This window comes from Pseudomonas sp. CP4 (assembly GCF_047758505.1).
Taxonomy (GTDB): Bacteria; Pseudomonadota; Gammaproteobacteria; order Pseudomonadales; family Pseudomonadaceae; genus Aquipseudomonas; species Aquipseudomonas fluorescens_AO.
The window spans coordinates 5,636,217-5,655,766 of sequence record NZ_CP180489.1 but is presented as its reverse complement, the minus strand read 5'-3'; the positions used below and the strand labels follow the sequence as shown (position 1 = coordinate 5,655,766).

General features: G+C 60.8%; 16 protein-coding genes. 11 read left to right on the top strand and 5 right to left on the bottom strand.

Annotated features, from left to right (window positions below; genetic code table 11):
- The first annotated feature begins 2 nt into the window (after positions 1–2).
- Together ACMYUN_RS25485 and ACMYUN_RS25480 are read left to right on the top strand one after the other, a co-directional pair.
- Positions 3–233, top strand: coding sequence for a hypothetical protein (locus tag ACMYUN_RS25485; RefSeq protein ID WP_016774209.1), 231 nt, complete (start codon positions 3–5; stop codon positions 231–233).
- A gap of 85 nt (positions 234–318) precedes the next feature.
- Positions 319–1,212 carry a LysR substrate-binding domain-containing protein gene (locus tag ACMYUN_RS25480; RefSeq protein ID WP_130000049.1) on the top strand — a complete coding sequence of 298 codons (894 nt, stop codon included), beginning with the start codon at positions 319–321 and terminating at the stop codon, positions 1,210–1,212.
- Here ACMYUN_RS25480 and ACMYUN_RS25475 read toward each other — a convergent pair.
- The 4 genes from ACMYUN_RS25475 to ACMYUN_RS25460 all read right to left on the bottom strand — a co-directional run bounded on the left by ACMYUN_RS25475 (position 1,178) and on the right by ACMYUN_RS25460 (position 4,276).
- Positions 1,178–1,792, bottom strand: coding sequence for a GNAT family N-acetyltransferase (locus ACMYUN_RS25475; protein WP_039763237.1), 615 nt, complete (start codon positions 1,790–1,792; stop codon positions 1,178–1,180). The two genes, ACMYUN_RS25480 and ACMYUN_RS25475, sit on opposite strands and share 35 nt — an antisense overlap.
- A 289-nt stretch (positions 1,793–2,081) precedes the next feature.
- Positions 2,082–2,840, bottom strand: a complete 759-nt coding sequence (dnaQ, locus tag ACMYUN_RS25470; protein WP_039763238.1) for a DNA polymerase III subunit epsilon — start codon at positions 2,838–2,840, stop codon at positions 2,082–2,084.
- Positions 2,841–2,956: 116 nt separating this feature from the next.
- The gene (gene rnhA / locus ACMYUN_RS25465; RefSeq protein ID WP_123441684.1) at positions 2,957–3,427 is read right to left on the bottom strand and encodes a ribonuclease HI; all 471 of its coding nucleotides are present in this window, start codon (positions 3,425–3,427) and stop codon (positions 2,957–2,959) included.
- Positions 3,428–3,517: 90 nt separating this feature from the next.
- The gene (locus ACMYUN_RS25460) at positions 3,518–4,276 is read right to left on the bottom strand and encodes a class I SAM-dependent methyltransferase (protein WP_039763239.1); all 759 of its coding nucleotides are present in this window, start codon (positions 4,274–4,276) and stop codon (positions 3,518–3,520) included.
- A 66-nt stretch (positions 4,277–4,342) separates the two neighbouring features.
- Between ACMYUN_RS25460 and gloB the strand changes: the two genes are divergently transcribed.
- The 9 genes from gloB (at position 4,343) to ACMYUN_RS25415 (ending at position 18,448) form a co-directional block, all read left to right on the top strand.
- Positions 4,343–5,110 carry a hydroxyacylglutathione hydrolase gene (gene gloB, locus ACMYUN_RS25455; protein ID WP_415762118.1) on the top strand — a complete coding sequence of 256 codons (768 nt, stop codon included), beginning with the start codon at positions 4,343–4,345 and terminating at the stop codon, positions 5,108–5,110.
- A gap of 99 nt (positions 5,111–5,209) precedes the next feature.
- A complete protein-coding gene (locus ACMYUN_RS25450; protein WP_039763240.1) occupies positions 5,210–6,673 on the top strand; it encodes a transglycosylase SLT domain-containing protein in 1,464 nt (487 codons plus the stop codon).
- 309 nt (positions 6,674–6,982) lie between these two features.
- A complete protein-coding gene (locus tag ACMYUN_RS25445; RefSeq protein ID WP_130000051.1) occupies positions 6,983–8,815 on the top strand; it encodes an extracellular solute-binding protein in 1,833 nt (610 codons plus the stop codon).
- Positions 8,812–10,653, top strand: a complete 1,842-nt coding sequence (locus ACMYUN_RS25440) for an extracellular solute-binding protein (RefSeq protein ID WP_415762117.1) — start codon at positions 8,812–8,814, stop codon at positions 10,651–10,653. Before ACMYUN_RS25445 ends, ACMYUN_RS25440 begins: the two co-directional genes overlap by 4 nt.
- A gap of 4 nt (positions 10,654–10,657) precedes the next feature.
- A complete protein-coding gene (locus ACMYUN_RS25435) occupies positions 10,658–11,731 on the top strand; it encodes a microcin C ABC transporter permease YejB (RefSeq protein ID WP_415762116.1) in 1,074 nt (357 codons plus the stop codon).
- 1 nt (position 11,732) lies between these two features.
- The gene (locus ACMYUN_RS25430) at positions 11,733–12,752 is read left to right on the top strand and encodes an ABC transporter permease (RefSeq protein WP_016774153.1); all 1,020 of its coding nucleotides are present in this window, start codon (positions 11,733–11,735) and stop codon (positions 12,750–12,752) included.
- Between the two features lies 1 nt (position 12,753).
- Positions 12,754–14,364 (top strand): ABC transporter ATP-binding protein, encoded by a 1,611-nt coding sequence (locus ACMYUN_RS25425; RefSeq protein ID WP_130000052.1) that lies wholly within the window; start codon positions 12,754–12,756, stop codon positions 14,362–14,364.
- Between the two features lie 19 nt (positions 14,365–14,383).
- Entirely contained in the window at positions 14,384–15,178 is a 795-nt protein-coding gene (gene fabI / locus ACMYUN_RS25420; protein WP_003202751.1) for an enoyl-ACP reductase FabI, read from the top strand.
- A 150-nt stretch (positions 15,179–15,328) separates the two neighbouring features.
- Positions 15,329–18,448: a hypothetical protein gene (locus tag ACMYUN_RS25415; protein WP_415762115.1), complete on the top strand. Its 3,120-nt coding sequence runs from the start codon at positions 15,329–15,331 to the stop codon at positions 18,446–18,448.
- 130 nt (positions 18,449–18,578) lie between these two features.
- Here the strand turns inward: ACMYUN_RS25415 and ACMYUN_RS25410 are convergent, their stop codons facing one another.
- Positions 18,579–19,541 (bottom strand): sensor domain-containing diguanylate cyclase, encoded by a 963-nt coding sequence (locus ACMYUN_RS25410; RefSeq protein WP_415762114.1) that lies wholly within the window; start codon positions 19,539–19,541, stop codon positions 18,579–18,581.
- Between the last annotated feature and the right edge of the window lie 9 nt (positions 19,542–19,550).

Genomic DNA, 19,550 nt, shown 5'->3' with positions numbered 1-19,550 from the left:
AGATGGCAGCAGTACTCGTCGGTCAGTTTCATGCAAGAGATGCGGAAGGCCGCGTTTATTCCGTGCATGAATTCCAGGAATCGAACCCGTCTGCAGACGGATCCACTGGCTCGGAGCCCATTTACAGACTGGCCATTGGCGATCGGGTCAATAAGGTCAGTGACAGCGAGTTTCTCCTGGTTCAATCAGGCATTACCCTGATCCGTGAACCTGAGCCAACTGTCGCTCAATAACCCGGCGTTATGAGCAGAAGTCATGCGAGCGGACTTGGGGTAGGATTCAGCGTCTGACCCCACCTGCTGAACATGGACTTCACGCATGCGTTTACGCCACATCGAAGTGATTCAGGCGCTCTTGCAGACCGGTCACCTGGGCACCGCCGCCGAATGGCTGCAATTGCCGGTGACCGAGGTCGAAGAGCGTTTGCGCGAAGCCGAGAGTCAGCTGGGGTTCATGCTGTTTGCCAGCGTTCGCGGGCGTTTGCAATCGACCCCCGAAGCGCGCGCCCTGCAAGTGGAAATCGCGCACGTTTATGAGGCGCTGGAGCCAGTGCAGCGGCTGGCCAGCAGCCTCAAGCAGTACCTCGCCCCGCCCTTGCGCATCATCGGCACCCCGCCGCTGGCCCAGCAATTACTGCCACAAAGCCTTGCGACCCTGCGCCGACGCTTGCCCGACGCACCTTGCAGCCTGCTCAGCGCGCCGACTCGCGATATCGTCCGCAGCCTGTTATTGCGTGAAAGCGATCTGGGCCTGAGCCTGCACGACCCCGAACACCCCGATATCCACTGCCAATCGCTGGCCCAGGGCAAGCTGCAATTGCTCGCTCCTCACGGCTGGCTGCAACCCAAGCAGAAATACATATCCCTGGCAGACCTGGCCGGTCAGGCCATGGTCGGTCTCGAAGGTCAGGACCCGCTCAGCCCGGCGCTGGAAAACAAGCTCCAGGCCTTGCGTCCGGCGCCAAGCATTCAGACCCGTGTGCAGACCCATCAGATGATGCGCAGCATGGTCGAGGCCGGCGAAGGTCTGGCCATCGTCGACCCCTTCACCGCGTTGGGCGCTCGCACCAGTGGGCTTGACGCCTGCCCGCTCTCACCGGCAGTGCCGATCAACCTCTACGCGCTGACCTTCAAACATGCCACGCCGTCGGCGGCGATTCAGGCACTGCTGGCCATCGTCACGGAACAAGCCGAGGCGATGTTGTCGAGCTGAGTGGTTTTTCCAGCGGATTGTCGAACAGGCGATACCAGAACAGGGCGACCTCGGCGGTGTGCGCATCAATGCCGCGATAGCGCAACTGGTCGATGCCGCCGATCACATAACCGCAACGCTCATACAGACGACAGGCGCCGAGGTTGTTGTTCTGGGTTTCGAGCATGATGCCCGGCAGCTTTTTCTTGCGACTCCAGAACTGCGCCACATCAAGCAACGCCTTGGCCACGCCATGGCGCCGGGCCGGGGCATGCACCGCCAGTTCATCGATGTGGGCAAAGCCGTTCCAGTTGGTGCTGATCACCAGGTGGCCGACCGGCTCGTCGTCCAGATACGCCATGAAAATCGCGCTGTCGGGCGCGTTGTGAAAGGCGCTGAACTCTTCCGGATCGATGCCATAGCACTTGCGGTACGGCACGATCGGCGTCACCGGCCACTGCTCGACCGGTTTGCCGATCGCGGCAGCACCATAGGCGGCGACCTCGAAACTGAAGTCACTGCCCCAGATATACGGCGCGAAACCTTCATCGGCGACGCGCACCGACAACCCTGGGTATTTCGGATTCATGACCGGTTGCATACTGGGAAAAGTCCTCATTCCTTGACGCAGCCGACAGAGTCGACCTTGTTGTCGCGATGGATGATCGCCAGCGTGAATTTCAACTCTTTATACATGAGGCTCAGTGTCCTGAGGCGGCAGGTTTGCACCTGACCAGTGCACTCAGGGTAGTGGGTTGCAGCGAATGTGGCGAGAGTGGCAACTTGGCTCCATGTCGCCAAACGCAAAAAATCGCTGCCTTCCTGGTCCCTACTATGGAATGCAATCCCCGTAGGAGCTGCCGAAGGCTGCGATCTTTTGATCTTGATCTTCAGACCTGCGCATCAGCCTCGGCAATCTGCGTCCACAACGCCGGCGCCCCCGCCGATTTGGCGATGATCTCCAGCCGCACCAGATGCGCCGCCAGTTCTTCTTCGGTCGCACGGATGATGCGCGCTGGCTGGCGATCGACCGGCAGACGACGGATTTCCGTGGCTGAGTTGTCCGCGCCCTCGCCCGTACCATTGCCGTCGGAGGCGTTGCCGGCCAGCGACAGGCTGGTCTGGCCGCCGGTCATGGTCAGGTAGACGTCGGCAAGGATCTCCGAGTCGAGCAAGGCGCCGTGCAGTTCACGGCCGGAGTTGTCGACGCCGTAGCGCTTGCACAACGCATCGAGGCTGTTGCGCTGCCCCGGGTGACGTTCCCGGGCCATCATCAGGGTGTCGAGGATGGTGCAATGCTGGGTGATGTCGGCGCGATCGTGCTGGCCCATCAAAGCGAATTCGTTGTTGATGAAGCCAACGTCGAACGCCGCGTTATGGATGATCAGCTGCGCGCCTTTGATGAACTCGAAGAACTCGTCGGCAACTTCGGCAAAGCGCGGCTTGCCGACCAGGAATTCGTTGGTGATGCCGTGCACACCGATCGCACCCTCGTCGCTTTCGCGATCCGGTTGCAGATAAACGTGGAAATGCCGGCCCGTCAGGCGCCGACCGATCAGTTCGACGCAACCGATTTCAATGATCCGGTGACCATCGGTCACCGGCATGCCGGTGGTTTCGGTATCGAGTACAACGGATCTGGTGGCCATCAGTGCTCAGCTCTCAACGGGTCAATCGGGCAAAGGCGCGGATGTTAACACGCTGGACTCGAACCTTGTGGAGCGAGCCTGCTCGCGAACGGCCACGCCACGATTAGAAAGCGAAATCAGCTCTGCTTGTAACCGCGAACCTCATCCACCCCACGATTGGCCAACTGGTCAGCCCGCTCGTTACCGTGATGGCCAATGTGCCCGCGCACCCACTTCCAGGTGACTTTGTGCCGATTGACCTGCTCGTCCAGCTCTTTCCACAGATCGGCATTCTTCACCGGCTCTTTCGCGGCCGTCTTCCAGCCGCGCTTCTTCCAGTTGGCCATCCACTCGTTGATGCCTTTCATCACGTACTGCGAGTCGGTCACCAGCAGCACGTCGCAGGGGCGCTTGAGTGCTTCAAGGCCGCGGATCGCGCCGAGCAGTTCCATGCGGTTGTTGGTGGTGTTGGCCTCGCCGCCCCACAGTTCCTTTTCGACACCCTTGCACACCAGCAACGCGCCCCAGCCGCCGGGCCCGGGGTTGCCCTTGCAGGCGCCGTCGGTGAACAGTTCTACGGTGTCGACGCTTTCCACGCTTTCGCTCATGCCAGTCTTTCCAGAAAAATGCCTGTCCTGCCAATCACGGATCGACAATGACCGCGGCCGGGACAAGCCCGGCCACAAATAAAAGAGGGTTTACGGTTCGATGCGGCGGCGGTTGACCTTGGCCATCGGCAGCGGAATCAGCTTGCCCATCGGCTCGCGGCGTTCCTGGCGCAATGGCCGGAGCCCCACCACGATCTTGCGCGCCACCAATAAATAGAAGCCACCGCCGGACAGCTGCCAGTCACCGGCCTTGCGTTCCCAGCCAGCCAGACGGTGCTGCCACGTGGGCGACGCGAGCGGCGGACGATAGCACCCGAAGCGGCGTTTCTCCAGCGCAAAGCCGAGCAGATTGAGCCAGTCGGCGACCCGCGACGGCGAGATGCAGCGCGCCTTGCGCAGGGCATCATTGGCGAAGAAATGCCGCAGGCCCCAGGTGCTCCAGGGATTGATGCCGATGATCAGCAGATGCCCGCCGGGGCGCACGCTGCTCGCCGCTTCACGCAGCAAACCGTGGGGCGACAGGCAGAAATCCAGGCCATGCTGCATCACCACCACGTCGGCGGCATGCTCGCTCAACGGCCAGGCCTGCTCTTCGCAGACGATCTCGACCCCGGGCAACGGCGCGCCAAGACGCACGTTGCGCTGCACTTGCGGCGCCGCCGGCGGGGTTTCGGCGGACGGGCCGTAATGCACCAGATAACCGCCGAAGAACCGGCCGAGCTCGTCGTCGAGCATGCGCCGCTCTTCATCCAGCAGAAATTGCCCGAGCGGCCCCGACAGCCATTCGCGGGCGGCGCTGATCAATGCCAGCCAGTCGGGATCGGCCTGAGCGAACGCTTTATCGGTCATGTCATTCTCCAACGCGCCAGGAACTACTAAGATGCGCCAATGTTTTCCGCTTGGCGAATTCCGACGATGATACAGATCAGTGCCCTGCCCGCGTTCACCGACAACTACATCTGGTTGTTACAGGATCATCAGACCCAGCGCTGCGCGGTGGTCGATCCGGGCGATGCCGCCCCGGTGCAGGCGTGGCTCGAGGCCCATCCGGGCTGGGTGCTCAGCGATATTCTGATCACCCACCATCACCATGACCACGTCGGCGGTGTCGAGCGCCTGAAAGCGGCGACCGGCGCCAAGGTCTACGGCCCGGCCAGCGAAAGCATCCCGGCGCGCGACGTAGCGCTGAAAGACACCGACAGCGTCAGCGTGCTCGGCTGGGACTTCGCAGTCTACGCGGTGCCCGGTCACACTTTGGGACATATTGCTTATTACCACCATGGCCTGCTGTTCTGCGGCGATACCCTGTTCGCCGCCGGTTGCGGCCGGCTGTTCGAAGGTACGCCCGAGCAGATGTACCACTCGCTCAGCCGGCTCGCGGCTCTGCCGGAAGATACCCTGGTCTACTGCACCCATGAATACACCTTGAGCAATCTGAAGTTTGCCGCCGCCGTCGAGCCTGGCAATCGGCATGTTGCCGCCCGTCTGGAAAAGGTCACTCAGCAACGGCAGAACGGCGTGATGACCCTGCCGTCGACTCTGGCTCTGGAAAAGCTCACCAATCCGTTTTTACGCACTTCTGAAACATTGGTTACACAAAAAGTGGACGAACGGGAAGGCGATCAAAACCGGGCGCCGAGTGAGGTTTTTGCGGCTCTGCGGGCATGGAAAGACACGTTCTGACGACCGCGTCGGCAGGGGCAAAAATTCTCAATGGTTGACCGCAGGGGGTGCGCTTTCTAGAATCGCCCGACATTTTTGCCCGGAACTTACTTCCAGCCAATGTCGTCATCCATACGTAAGTCCGTCAATTCAGATGCTTTGACCCGCCTGGCGCAAGCCATCGCGGTGGCTGTGTCCGCCACGCTGGCGGGTTGCTCCAGCCACGCTCCGCAGACTGAAGCGACGCACACGCCGAACATTGCTGCGCGAGCCAAGCAGAAGCCGATCTGGCTGACAGAGAAGCCCACTCCCGTGGCGCCCCAGGACATCTGGGAACGCATGCGCCAGGGCTTTCAGTTGCAGGAAGGCCTTGGCGTCAATCCGCGCATCGAGCAACAACGCCTGTGGTTCGCCAGTAATCCCTCTTTTCTCGAGAATGCCGGCGAACGCGGCAGTCTCTACATTCATTACATCGTCGAACGCCTCGAAGAACGCAACATGCCGCTGGAACTGGCCCTGCTGCCAGTGATCGAGAGCGCCTACAACCCGATGGCCTACTCCCGCGCCGATGCGGTGGGCCTGTGGCAGTTCATTCCGTCCACCGGGCGTTACTTCAATCTGCGCCAGACCCGCTTCTACGACGGTCGTCGCGACATCACCGCCTCGACCACGGCAGCGATGGATTACCTGACTCGCCTGCACGACATGTTCAACGGCGACTGGCTGCTGGCTCTGGCGGCCTACAACGCCGGTGAAGGTACGGTCAGCCGGGCGATCGAGCGCAACGAAAAGCTCGGCCTGCCCACCGACTACTGGAATCTGCCGCTGCCGGCGGAAACCCAGGCCTACGTGCCGAAGTTGCTGGCACTGTCGCAAGTGGTGCTGGCGCCGGAAGCCTACGGCGTCAACCTCAACCCGATCGCCAACGAACCGTACTTCCAGGTTGTCGAAATCAACCAGCGCATGGACCTGTCCAAGGTCGCTGCGGTGGCCAATATCGATGAAGACGAACTGTTCCAGCTCAACCCGGCCTTCAAACAGCGCACCACTATCGACGGCCCGCAGCACTTGCTGGTGCCGACGTCCAAGGCGCAACTGCTGACCGCCAGTCTGCAGACCATGCGCCCGGACGAACTGATTAGCCCGCGCTCGCTGAAACCGGTGTTCGAAGGCGCCGATCCGTCGGAAGTGGCGCAGCTCAAACGTGCTTATCGGGTCAAGCGTGGCGACAACCTCGGCTCCATCGCCAAGGCCAACAAGGTCGAAGTCAAGGATCTGCAGCGCTGGAACAAGCTGACCGGCAAGAATCTCAAGGTCGGCCAGACCCTGGTCATGCAGGACAACACCAAGCGTGCCCCGGCGCGCAAGTCCGGCCGGGTCAACACCGTGGTCGCGGCGAATACCAAGAGCAAAGGCAAGGACGAGAGCAAGCAGCAGACCCAGTACAAGGTCAAGCGTGGCGACACCCTGTATGTGGTGGCCAAGCGCTTCAACGTCGAGATGCAACATCTAAAGCGCTGGAATCCGGGTGCGGGCAAGGCACTCAAGCCTGGGCAGATGCTCACGGTTTATCAGCCGCACTGATTGAAGAGCCCCTGAATTCAGGGGCTTTTTATTGCCGATTGCTTTGTGCCAGGCGGGAACACTGTGGCGAGGGGATTTATCCCCGCTGGGGCGCGCAGCGGCCCCGTTTTTTCTGCATCTTGAAGAAGGGGGACTGCTGCGCAGTCCAGCGGGGATAAATCCCCTCGCCACAGATAACCCCCCACCACAGAAACAAATCAGCTCAACATCGTGTACCGATTAACCCGGCATTAACCCGCATCTTTTTCCTGTCCAGACAAGCTGTTACTGTACGGCCCACAAAGCCCAAGCCGCTGGATCGGATCTGACTTGAAGCGTGCCCTCTCCCTGCTCCTGATCAGCCTGGCCTTGAGCTCACCCGCAAGCGCGACGATTACCGAAAGTCATGGTTATGCGCAGTTCGGCACGCTCAAGTACCCGGCCAGATTTACCCACTTCGACTGGGTCAACCCGCAAGCGCCCAAGGGCGGTACGTTGCGGGTGATGGCGTTCGGCACCTTCGATACGGTCAATCCGTACACCTTCAAGGGCACCAGCCCGGTCACCACCGCCAATTTTCTTCAGTACGGCATCAACGAGCTCAACGAGCCGCTGATGGTCGGTACCGGGCAGTACTCGCCGTCCGGCGACGAGCCGGCGTCGAGTTACGGTTTGATCGCGCAATCGGTGGAGTACAGCGAAGATCGCAGCTGGGTCGTCTTCAATCTGCGCCCCGAAGCGCGCTTTCACGACGGCGCGCCGATAACCGCCTACGACGTGGCGTTCTCCTATCGAACGCTGCTCAAGGACGGTCATCCGCTGTATCGCACGGCCCTGCAGGAAGTGCTGCGGGTCGACATCCTCAACAAACAGCGCATCCGTTTCGTGCTCAAGCGCTCGGGCAACCCGCTGTTGATCCTGCGCCTGGGCGAGCTGCCGGTACTGCCGCAGCATTACTGGAAAGACCGTGACTTCAAGGCCACCACCTTCGAGCCGCCGCTGGGCAGCGGGCCGTACCGCATCACGTCAGTCACGCCGGGGCGGCAGCTGATTTTCGAACGGGTCAAGGATTACTGGGGCAAGGACCTGCCGGTCAATCGCGGCAAGTACAATTTCGATCGCATGGAAGTCGAGTTCTACCGCGACAGCGATGTGGCCTTCGAAGCGTTCAAGGCCGGTGAGTTCGACATCTACATCGAGCATCAGGCGAAGAACTGGGTCAATGGTTACAACTTCCCCGCCGTACGGCGTGGCGATGTCATCAAGGCGCAGATCCCGCATCAGATCCCGACCCAGACTCAGGGCCTGTTCATGAACACCCGCCGCGCGACGTTCTCGGACGTAAAGACTCGCGAGGCGCTGGGCCTGATGTTCGACTTCGAATGGACCAACCGCGCGTTGTTCAGTGATGCGTATCAACGCACCACCAGTTACTACCCCAACAGCGAATTCACCGCCTCGGGCCTGCCGGTCGGGCATGAATGGCTGATGCTCAAGCCGTACAAGGATCAGCTCCCGGCCAGGCTGTTCACCGAGCCGTTCACCCTGCCGAAAACCGACGGCCGTGGCATTCCGCGCGAGACCATGCGCAAGGCCCTCGCCCTGCTTGCCGAAGCCGGCTGGAAACTCCACGGCCAGCGCTTGCAGAACGCTGATGGCCAACCGCTGCGCTTCGAACTGCTGCTGGTCAATCCGAGCCTGGAGCGTCTTTATCAGCCGTACATCGAGAACCTCAACAGCATCGGCATCGACGCGCGCCTGCGCACCGTCGATCGTGCGCAATACAAGCAGCGCCTCGATCAATTCGATTTCGACATGATCTCGATGACCCTTGGCCAGACCTTAAGCCCGGGCCTTGAGCAGTGGCAGTATTTCCACTCCAGCCAGGTGAACGTCAAGGGCAGCAAGAATTACGCGGGCATCGCCAATCCCGTGGTCGATCACCTGCTCGAACAGTTGCTCGCCGCGCGCACCCGCGACGAGCAGGTCGCCGCCGGCAAGGCACTCGACCGCGTGCTGCTCTGGCAGCACTACAGCATTCCCAACTGGTACCTCAATTATCACCGTCTGGCCTACCGCAACCGGTTGGCCTTTGTCACCACGCCGCCCTACACCCTGGGCCTGAGCGCATGGTGGCTGAAGTCTTCGGAGAAAGATCGATGAACGCTGTTCGCACCCTGCTCGTGCAGGCCGGCGGCTTGCTGTTCGCCGGGCTGGCCTGGGCCGCCCCGCAACACGCCGTGACCCTGTACAACGAGCCGCCGAAATACCCGGCCGACTTCAAGCATTTCGACTACGTGAATCCCGATGCGCCCAAGGGCGGCGTGTTTCGTCAGGCCGGGTTCGGTGGCTTCGACAGCCTCAACCCGTTCATCAACAAAGGCGTGCCGGCCGATGACATCGGCCAGATCTACGACACCCTGACCAAACACAGCCTCGACGAGCCGTTTACCGAATACGGCCTGATCGCCAGCAAAATCGAAAAAGCCGACGACAACAGTTGGGTGCGTTTCTACCTGCGCCCCGAGGCCCGCTTTCACGACGGCCACCCGGTGCGCGCCGAAGACGTGGTGTTCAGCTTCGAGACGTTGACCAAGGAAGGCTCGCCGATGTTTCGCGGCTACTACAACGACGTCGCCGAAGCCATCGCCGAAGACCCGTTGAAAGTCTTGTTCAAGTTCAAGCACAGCAACAACCGCGAGCTGCCGCTGATCCTCGGCCAGTTGCCGGTCCTGCCAAAACACTGGTGGGCCAGCCGCGACTTCAACAAGGGCAATCTGGAAATCCCATTGGGCAGCGGCCCGTACAAGGTCACCGAAGTGAAGGCCGGCCGTTCGGTACGTTACGAACGGGTCAAGGATTACTGGGGCAAGGACTTGCCGGTCAACCGTGGCTTCTACAACTTCGACACGATGACCACCGACTATTACCGCGACAACACCGTCGCCCTCGAAGCGCTGAAAGCCGGGCAGTTCGACTACTGGCTGGAGATGACTGCGAAGAACTGGGCCAGCGCCTATAACGTTCCGGCGGTCACCGAGGGCCGTTTGATCAAGGAACTGATCCCCAACAGCAACCCGACCGGCATGCAGGGCTTCGTCTTCAACCTGCGCCGCCCGGTGTTCCAGGATGTGCGCGTGCGTCAGGCGCTGGGGCTGCTGTTCGATTTCGAATGGACCAACAAGCAGTTGTTCAACGGCGCTTACGTGCGCACTCGCAGCTACTTCGAGAACTCGGAAATGGCCGCCACCGGCCTGCCCGACGCCGAGCAACGGAAGATCCTCGAACCGTTCCGCAGCAAACTGCCGGCCCAGGTGTTCAGCGAAGCCTTCGAAAATCCGCAGACCGACGCCAGCGGCATGATCCGCAACCAGCAGCGCGAGGCGTATCAACTGCTGCAAGAGGCCGGCTGGAAGATTGTCGATGACAAAATGGTCGACGCCACCGGCAAACCGGTGGTGATCGAATTCCTCCTCGCCCAGACTGAATTCGAACGCGTGCTGCTGCCATTCAAGCGCAACCTCAGCGACCTCGGCATTGATCTGGTGATCCGCCGCGTTGACGTCTCGCAGTACATCAACCGCGTGCGTTCGCGGGACTTCGACATGATGGTCGGCAGCTTCCCGCAGTCCAACTCGCCGGGCAACGAACAGCGCGAGTACTGGATGAGCGCCGCCGCCGACAAGCCGAGCAGTCGCAACAGCATGGGCCTGAAAGACCCGACCGTCGACCAACTGGTGGAAAGCCTGATCAACGCCGACTCGCGCAAAAGTCTGGTGGCCCACGCTCGCGCCTTGGACCGGGTGCTGCAATGGGGCTACTACGTGGTGCCGAACTGGCACATCAAGAGCTGGCGCGTGGCCTACTGGAACCACATCGGCCACCCGAAAACCTCGCCCAAGTACGACATCGGCATCAACACCTGGTGGGTCAAGCCTGACGCCAAGCCTGCCGTAGAAGTCGAAACCCAACTGCAAGCCGACCCTGCGGGCACGGAGTAATCAGATGCTGGCGTATATCTTTTGGCGACTGCTGCTGATCATCCCGACCCTGTTCGGCATCCTGCTGATCAACTTCGTGATCATCCAGGCCGCGCCCGGCGGGCCGGTCGAGCAGATGATCGCCAAGCTCGAAGGCTTCGAAGGCGCCACCAGCCGGATTGCCGGCGGCGGTGCCGAGGTGGCGGTGGCCGGCTCGTCCTATCGTGGCGCGCAGGGGCTGGACCCGGCGCTGATCAAGGAAATCGAGCACATGTACGGGTTCGACAAATCGGCCCCGGAACGCCTGTGGATCATGGTCAAGAACTACGCGCAGCTGGATTTCGGCGACAGTTTCTTCCGCGACGCCAAGGTCATCGACCTGATCAAGGAAAAGATGCCGGTGTCGATTTCGCTGGGGCTGTGGAGCACGCTGATCATGTACCTGGTGTCGATCCCGCTGGGCATCGCCAAGGCCACGCGGCACGGCAGCCACTTCGACGTATGGACCAGTTCGGCGATCATCGTCGGCTATGCGATCCCGGCGTTTCTGTTTGCGATCCTGCTGATCGTGGTATTTGCAGGCGGCAGTTATCTGGACTGGTTCCCCCTGCGCGGGCTGACTTCGAACAACTTCGATGAGCTGAGTTTCGGCGGCAAGATCCTCGATTACTTCTGGCATCTGGCATTACCAGTGACGGCGCTGGTGATTGGCAACTTCGCGACCATGACCTTGCTGACCAAGAACAGCTTCCTCGACGAGATCAACAAACAGTACGTGGTCACCGCCAAGGCCAAAGGCCTGACCCGCCATCGCGTGCTCTACGGCCACGTGTTCCGCAACGCCATGCTGCTGGTGATCGCCGGTTTCCCGTCGGCATTCATCGGCATTTTCTTCACCGGCTCGTTGCTGGTTGAAGTGATTTTCTCCCTCGACGGCCTCGGCCTGATGAGTTTCGAGGCGGCGATCAACCGCGATTACCCGGTGGTGTTCGGCACCCTGTTCATCTTCACCCTGCTCGGGCTGGTGGTGAAACTGATCGGCGACCTGACCTACACCTTTGTCGATCCGCGCATCGACTTTGCAAGCCGGGAGCATTGAGATGAACCTGTCCCCTCTCAACCGCCGACGCTTCGAACTGTTCAAGGCCAACAAGCGTGGCTGGTGGTCGCTGTGGCTGTTTCTTATCCTGTTTGGCCTGAGTCTGGGCGCCGAGCTGATTGCCAACGACAAGCCGCTGGTCGTGCATTACGACAACAACTGGTATTTCCCGGCGATCAAGCGCTACCCGGAAACCGCCTTCGGCGGCGAATTCCCGCTGGAAGCCAACTACAAGAGTCCGTACATCCGTGAGCTGCTCAAGGCCAAGGACGCGTGGATTCTGTGGGCGCCGATCCCCTACAGCTATCAGAGCATCAACTACGACCTGAAAGTCCCGGCCCCGGCGCCGCCCTCGGCGGACAACCTGCTGGGCACCGACGATCAGGGCCGCGACGTGTTGGCGCGGGTGATCTACGGCTTCCGCATTTCCGTGTTGTTTGCGCTGACCTTGACCGTGTTGAGCTCGATCATCGGCGTGATCGCCGGGGCGCTACAGGGTTTCTACGGCGGCTGGGTCGATCTGGCCGGGCAGCGTTTTCTCGAGATCTGGTCGGGGCTGCCGGTGCTGTATCTGTTGATCATCCTCGCCAGTTTCGTCCAGCCGAATTTCTGGTGGCTGCTGGGCATCATGCTGCTGTTCTCGTGGATGAGCCTGGTCGACGTGGTGCGCGCCGAGTTCCTGCGTGGCCGCAACCTCGAATACGTGCGCGCGGCCCGCGCGCTGGGCATGCAGAACGGCGCGATCATGTTCCGTCACATCCTGCCCAACGCCATGGTCTCGACCATGACCTTCATGCCGTTCATCCTCACCGGCGCCATCGGCACCCTGACTGCACTGGACTTCCTCGGTTTCGGCTTGCCGGCCGGCAGTCCGTCGCTGGGCGAACTGGTCGCGCAAGGCAAATCCAACCTGCAGGCGCCGTGGCTGGGCATGAGCGCGTTTGCCGTGCTGGCGCTGATGTTGAGTCTGCTGGTGTTTATCGGCGAGTCCGCTCGCGATGCCTTCGACCCGAGGAAGTGAAATGAATCAGGACAATCTGATCGAAGTGCGCGACCTCGCCGTCGAATTCGGTTTCGGCGAGCGCGTACACCGTGTGGTCGAAGGCGTGAGCTTCGACATCAAGCGCGGCGAGACCCTGGCGCTGGTCGGCGAATCGGGCTCGGGCAAATCGGTCACGGCGCATTCGATCCTGCGCCTGCTGCCCTACCCGATGGCGCGGCATCCGGCCGGCAGCATCAAGTACGCCGGGCAGAACCTGCTGGACTTGAGCGAGAAGACCATCCGTCACATCCGTGGCAACCGCATCGCCATGATCTTTCAGGAGCCGATGACCTCGTTGAATCCGCTGCACTCGATCGAAAAGCAGATCAATGAAGTGCTCGGCATCCACAAGGGTCTGAGCGGCAAAGTCGCGACCAAACGCACGCTGGAGTTGCTGGAAATGGTCGGCATTCCCGAGCCGCACAAGCGCCTCAAGGCCCTGCCCCATGAATTGTCCGGCGGCCAGCGGCAACGGGTGATGATCGCCATGGCCCTGGCCAACGAGCCGGAACTGCTGATCGCCGACGAACCGACCACGGCGCTGGACGTGACCGTTCAGCTGAAAATCCTCGATTTGCTCAAGGAACTTCAGGCTCGATTGGGCATGTCGCTGCTACTGATCAGTCACGATTTGAACCTGGTGCGAAGAATTGCGCATCGCGTATGTGTCATGCAGCGCGGTTGCATCGTCGAACAGGCATCGTGCGCAGAGCTGTTCCGTTCGCCGCAGCATCCGTACACTCGGGAATTGCTCGGCGCGGAGCCCAGCGGCGGCCCCGCGAGCAATGAGATTGGCGCGCCGCTGCTCGAAGTCGAGGACCTGAAAGTCTGGTTCCCGATCAAGAAAGGCCTGCTCAAGCGCACGGTGGATTACGTCAAGGCAGTGGACGGCATCAATTTCAGCCTGCCTCAGGGCCAGACCCTGGGGATCGTCGGCGAAAGTGGCTCCGGCAAATCCACCCTCGGTCTGGCGATTTTGCGTCTGATCGGCAGCAAAGGCGCGATCCGCTTTGAAGGCAAGCAGCTAGACTGCCTGACGCAGAGTGAGGTTCGCCCGCTGCGGCGGGAAATGCAGGTGGTGTTTCAGGACCCGTTTGGCAGCCTGAGCCCGCGCATGTGCGTCAACGACATCGTCGGCGAAGGCCTGCGGATACACAAGATGGGCACCGCAGCCGAACAGGAAGCGGCGATCATCGCGGCATTGAAGGAGGTAGGTCTGGATCCGGAAACCCGGCACCGCTACCCCCACGAATTTTCCGGTGGGCAACGGCAGCGAATCGCCATTGCCCGGGCCCTGGTGCTGAAACCGGCGCTGATCCTGCTGGACGAGCCGACTTCGGCGCTCGACCGCACGGTGCAGCGGCAAGTGGTGGAGCTGTTGCGTTCACTGCAAGCCAAGTACAACCTGACGTATTTGTTCATCAGCCATGACCTGGCTGTCGTCAAAGCGCTGAGCCACCAGCTGATGGTGGTCAAGCATGGCCAAGTGGTCGAACAGGGAGACGCGCAAAGTATTTTTGCCGCCCCCCAACATCCGTATACACAGCAGTTGCTGGAAGCCGCTTTTCTGGCACCAGCCACTGCGCAATAACCTGAAAGAGGAGCAACACATGGGTTTTCTCGCCGGTAAGCGCGTACTGATCGTCGGTGTCGCCAGCAAGCTGTCCATCGCATCCGGCATCGCTGCCGCCATGCATCGCGAGGGCGCTGAGCTTGCCTTCACTTATCAGAACGACAAACTCAAGGGTCGCGTCGAAGAGTTCGCACAAGGCTGGGGTTCGAGCCCTGAGCTGTGCTTCCCGTGCGACGTGGCCAGCGATGAAGAAATCGCCAAGGTCTTCGAAGAACTGAGCAAGAAGTGGGACGGCCTGGACTGCATCGTGCACTCCGTCGGCTTCGCCCCGGGCGACCAACTGGACGGCGACTTCACCGAAGCCACCACCCGTGAAGGTTTCCGCATCGCTCACGACATCAGCGCCTACAGCTTCGTGGCCCTGGCCAAGGCCGGTCGCGAAATGATGAAAGGCCGCAACGGCAGCCTGCTGACCCTGTCGTACCTGGGCGCCGAGCGCACCATGCCGAACTACAACGTGATGGGCATGGCCAAGGCTTCGCTGGAAGCCGGCGTCCGTTACCTGGCCGGTTCCCTGGGCCCGGACGGCACCCGCGTCAACTGCGTATCGGCGGGCCCGATCCGCACTCTGGCCGCTTCCGGCATCAAGAACTTCCGCAAGATGCTGGCCGCCAACGAAGCGCAGACTCCGCTGCGCCGCAACGTCACCATTGAAGAAGTCGGCAACGCCGGCGCCTTCCTGTGCTCCGACCTGGCGTCGGGCATCAGCGGTGAAATCATGTACGTCGACGGCGGCTTCAACACCACCGCGATGGGCAACATCGAAGAGTGATCTTCCTGTAGCCGATAGAAAACCCGCCAAATCCGGCGGGTTTTTTTATGCCTGCAGAAAAGCTCGCCCAACTACATATGTACCGCCAACCACCCTGCCCTGCCTTTGATACTCGGCGCTCGATGCTTAGCAGCCGCCAGGGAGGCGCAGATGGACGACACACCGGTACATGAACAGACGCTGATTCAGAATCTCATTGCAGAATTGACCGCCGTGCCGGTGGTCAGCGCCACCGCGCCAGAGCGAACGCTGGAGGTTCCCCGTGCATGCCGGCTGCGCGAGTGGATGGAGCTTTACTGGAGCGCCCTCGAACGTCCTGAATTTCTCGATTGGGCAAGTCGCTTTCACATCGATCTGGACACCCTGCAGATCAAGGGCGATACCCTGCAAGCGCAGATTCCCTCGAACGGCTCCAGCGACGTACGCACCTTTCGGCTGGAAGATGATTCCGGCTGGTGGCAGATGGCGCCGATGCTGCTGTCGATTTCCCAGCGCATTGACCCCGCCGGGTCAGGTCTACCCTATATCGGCGGCAAGTCCGCCAACCCGCTGTATCGCTTTCCACGGCAAGTGGTTCTGGCGTTCTACGGTTATCCGGAACCGCAAAACCAGATTCAGGCCCGAGTCCTCGTCGCCGAGTTGAAGAAAACCGGTCTGGCCGCCATTGATGAAAACGGCCAGACCACTTCAGCGCTCGTCAAGGAGCGCAACGCGCAACTGGAGGATTTACAGGCCATCGCCGAGCGAATCGACGAGGTGCTGCTGGCGAGCGATCCGTTCGAGCAGCGAGGCTTTCTCGACACGCCGGTAACACTCACTTCGGCTTCTGTTTCCGCTCCCGTCAGAGGGCCTCGCCTCAAACTGGGCGAACTCCTGCGTCGCTACGAGTTTGCTTTGCCAGAGGACGCCGAAGCAGCCAAAGCGCTGGCGCAACGCCTGCGACAACAGCGCTGGCCGCAATTGCCCTACGTCAGCGACTACGTGCAGACTGGCGCGCCCATCCGCCGCTATCGCGAAGACTTCGCTGATCTGGAAGACGCTCGGCACATCGTCAAGCGCCTGGAAGCACTGAGCTGGAACAAGCCACCGACGGCCAGGATCGATTACGAGGAATTCAGTGATCCGCATCCGGAGTCTGCACTGGCAGAATGGATCGCAGACGGCCAGAGTGACTTGCAACTACTCAGTTCCAACGCCGATTTTCAGAACCTTCTGCGGCAGCGCGGCTTACCCGCAGACAGTCAACTGCTGGTGACTGAATCCGGTCATGTAGGCACTGCCAGTGCGCAAGGCTGGGTCACGTTAACGGCACAGGTAGAAGGCCACGCGGACCTGAAGCTCTATCGCGACAAACTCAAAGTCAAGGCACGCAAAGCTGGCGGCGCCTTGCGCTCCAACGGGCGAGTCACGCTCGCGCAGATGCTGCGATTCTACGAGTTGCCGCTGCCGAGGACTGTTCAACAGGCCCTGTCCCTTGCCCACTGGAACAAGATCAATCTGCACATGCGCCCCGGGCACATGAACCAGTGGTACCTGCTAGGCCAGCCCGGCACCCGGACCGAGCGATTCAGCGCTGCGCAACGCCAGATCGTCATCGACACCACCCAATCGTTTTTGCCCAAGGACTCGGTACCGTTGATCGACTATCTGAGCGAAGGCGTCGATACCGACTTGCCGCTTGCAACGCTCAAGGCCAAGGCCGACTACCTGATCAGCTGTATCCTGATCACGCCACGCGCGCGCACATTGGGCAATCAACTGCTTGCAAAGCTCGCGCCGCCGGGCCAGAACAAGCGTCTGGTGGCGACCAACCGCGACCGCCTGTTGCTCGCTGCGTTGATTCTCAGTCTGGAGCCGAGCGCCGGCGAGGACCTGAACCGCATCATCGGCCAGCGTCTGGAGGACAGCGATTTCTGGGGCGAGCGTTACGATGAAGTACGACGTTTCATTGATCGGCAACCCGGTCTGGCACCGATCAAAAACAAGACCCTGGCGACCCATCTTCTGCTGTCGGCCATGGCGCCGGAATTCCTCACACGCGATATTCCGGCATTCATCGCTTACATGAGTTGCCTGCGCTGGGTCAGGTTGAAACAGGTCGTGCTTTACATTGAAAGTCGTTTCCCTGGTGTGGCCCGCCTGATGACGTTCGGACAACTCAGTGCCCTGACGAAAGGCCCGGCGCCTGCGGATTTTTACAAGTTTCTGCGCGGTGAAGCCTGCGCCTCGGTGATCGTTGACTGGGCGGTCGCCAGAGGATTGATCCAGCGTAATGCCGAATGCCCGGTCACGGTGTACGACGCCGCGACGCTGAAGCGCGCCGATCGGGTTTTTCGCAGTCACAATCGGTTGATGCGCGGCTTATACCATCGGGCCTTTCTGGCGTCTTTCCCCACGCCTGCAACAATCGCGCAGTCGGATCTGCGCAACGTGTTTGCTGATAATCCGTATCTGGAGGCCAAGGTACTGTCTCGCTCGGAATCACACGGACAAGCTTCTGCGCCGCTTTACTCGCTGAGCCAATTGCACGTGGCCGGCAAGCTCTCGGACGATATGAAGGCCTGGCAATCAAGCAGTGAACAGTTGTCGCTGACCACCATGAACGCGTCCTTTGCCCGATTGAACAACGTCGCGAGCCTGTTCAAAACCGCACTTGAGGCCCGCGTCGTGCAAATGAAAGAGGCCCATATTGCCCTGATCAAGGAGGCGATTTGCCGTCTGCCGCTGGCACAAAGGCTCGATATCGAAGAACACCGGCTGGAATTGCTTGCCCTGCGCTCTGCATCGCCCAGCGCGAGCACATCAACTGCCGACGCTGCCCCGTTTGCCATCCTCGCGCTGTTGCACGGAACCCCGACCCGAGTATTCGAAATTTTCACCTGCAGAAATGAAGTGGTTTTGCGCCGTGATGTCGACATCGCTGCACTTAAGCCATCGGCCGCGAAAGAACCGGCGAAAGCGCTGCCCTTCGACGCCGAAGCCTACCGGCATGGCACCGAGCCTCGCGCAAACGCTACCTGTAAAGCGTTTATCAGTCGCCTCGAAATTCAAGGGGAACCGTTGGAGGAACAAACGCGCACCGCCGTGCCTGACAGCTTTTCCTCCAACAAAGTCAACGCCATCGCCAGCACCGCCGTCCGGCATCTGTTCGACGCCCATGAAGCCCAAGCGCTGCGGGAAGCCCTGAAGGCGCCTGCACTCAAGGATGTTGAAGCCTGTCATGATAAATGGCTGGCGTTTTACCAGAAGCTGAGCCCGCCCAAGCGCTGAACCTCCGGGTGCACCATCGAATTCTGTAGGAGTGAGCCTGCTCGCGCTAGCGTTCTGTCTGTGACTGCGACACTGCCTGAACCACCGCTATCGCGAGCAGGCTCACCCCTACAAAGGATTCGCGCCAGGACTAGCAGCCTTTCAACGCCTGTTTGTGCGCATACATCGCGCCATCCGCATCGGCCAGCAGGCGGTCGACGGTTTCGTGTCGCGTGGGGTCGTATTCGATCTGGCCGACACTGAAGCGAATCGCATAACCGCGGTGCAACGTGGCGTTGCGCTCTTCAAGGATTTCCTTGAGCCGCGCCATGATCCGTGTGGTTTCGACGTGGCTGGAGCCGGTCAGCAACGCGACGAACTCATCGCCGCCCAAGCGCCCGACCACGTCGCTCTCGCGAAAGGCAATGCGCAACACATCGGCGAAGGTTTTCAGCGCACTGTCGCCCTCGGCATGCCCGTACAGATCGTTGATCTGCTTGAAATCGTTGAGGTCGAAAAACAGCAGCGTCGCCGGGCGATTCAGGCGCGCGCAAGCATCCAGTGCATGCTGGGCCAGTTGCTTGAAACCACGGCGATTGGACAACAGCGTAAGCTCATCCATGCTCGCCATTTGCACCGCCATCAGCTCCTGCTCGGCCATCTCGGCGAGGTCGCGCAGCAGCGCGCGCTCTTCGTCATCGAGATGGCGAGGCTTGGTATCGATCAGGCACAAGGTGCCCATTTTGTTGCCGTCGGGCACGGTCAGCGGATAACCGGCGTAAAAGCGGATATTCGGTGCGCCGGTGACCAGCGGATTGTCATGGAAGCGCACATCCTCCAGCGCATCGGGGACCAGCATCAGCTCGTTTTGCAAAATTGCATGGCCGCAGAAAGAGACGTCGCGCGACGTCTCGCTGACATCCAGCCCCACACAGGATTTGAACCACTGGCGATCCTTGTCGACCAGCGTGACCAGGGCGATCGGCACGTTGAACAAGCGCTTGGCCAGGCGCGTCAGGCGATCGAAGCGCTCTTCGGGGGCCGAGTCGAGGTTGAGGCCATGCAACACGTCAATACGTGCAGCTTCGTTGGCAGGTTTTCCGGGCACCAGCATGCGCACACT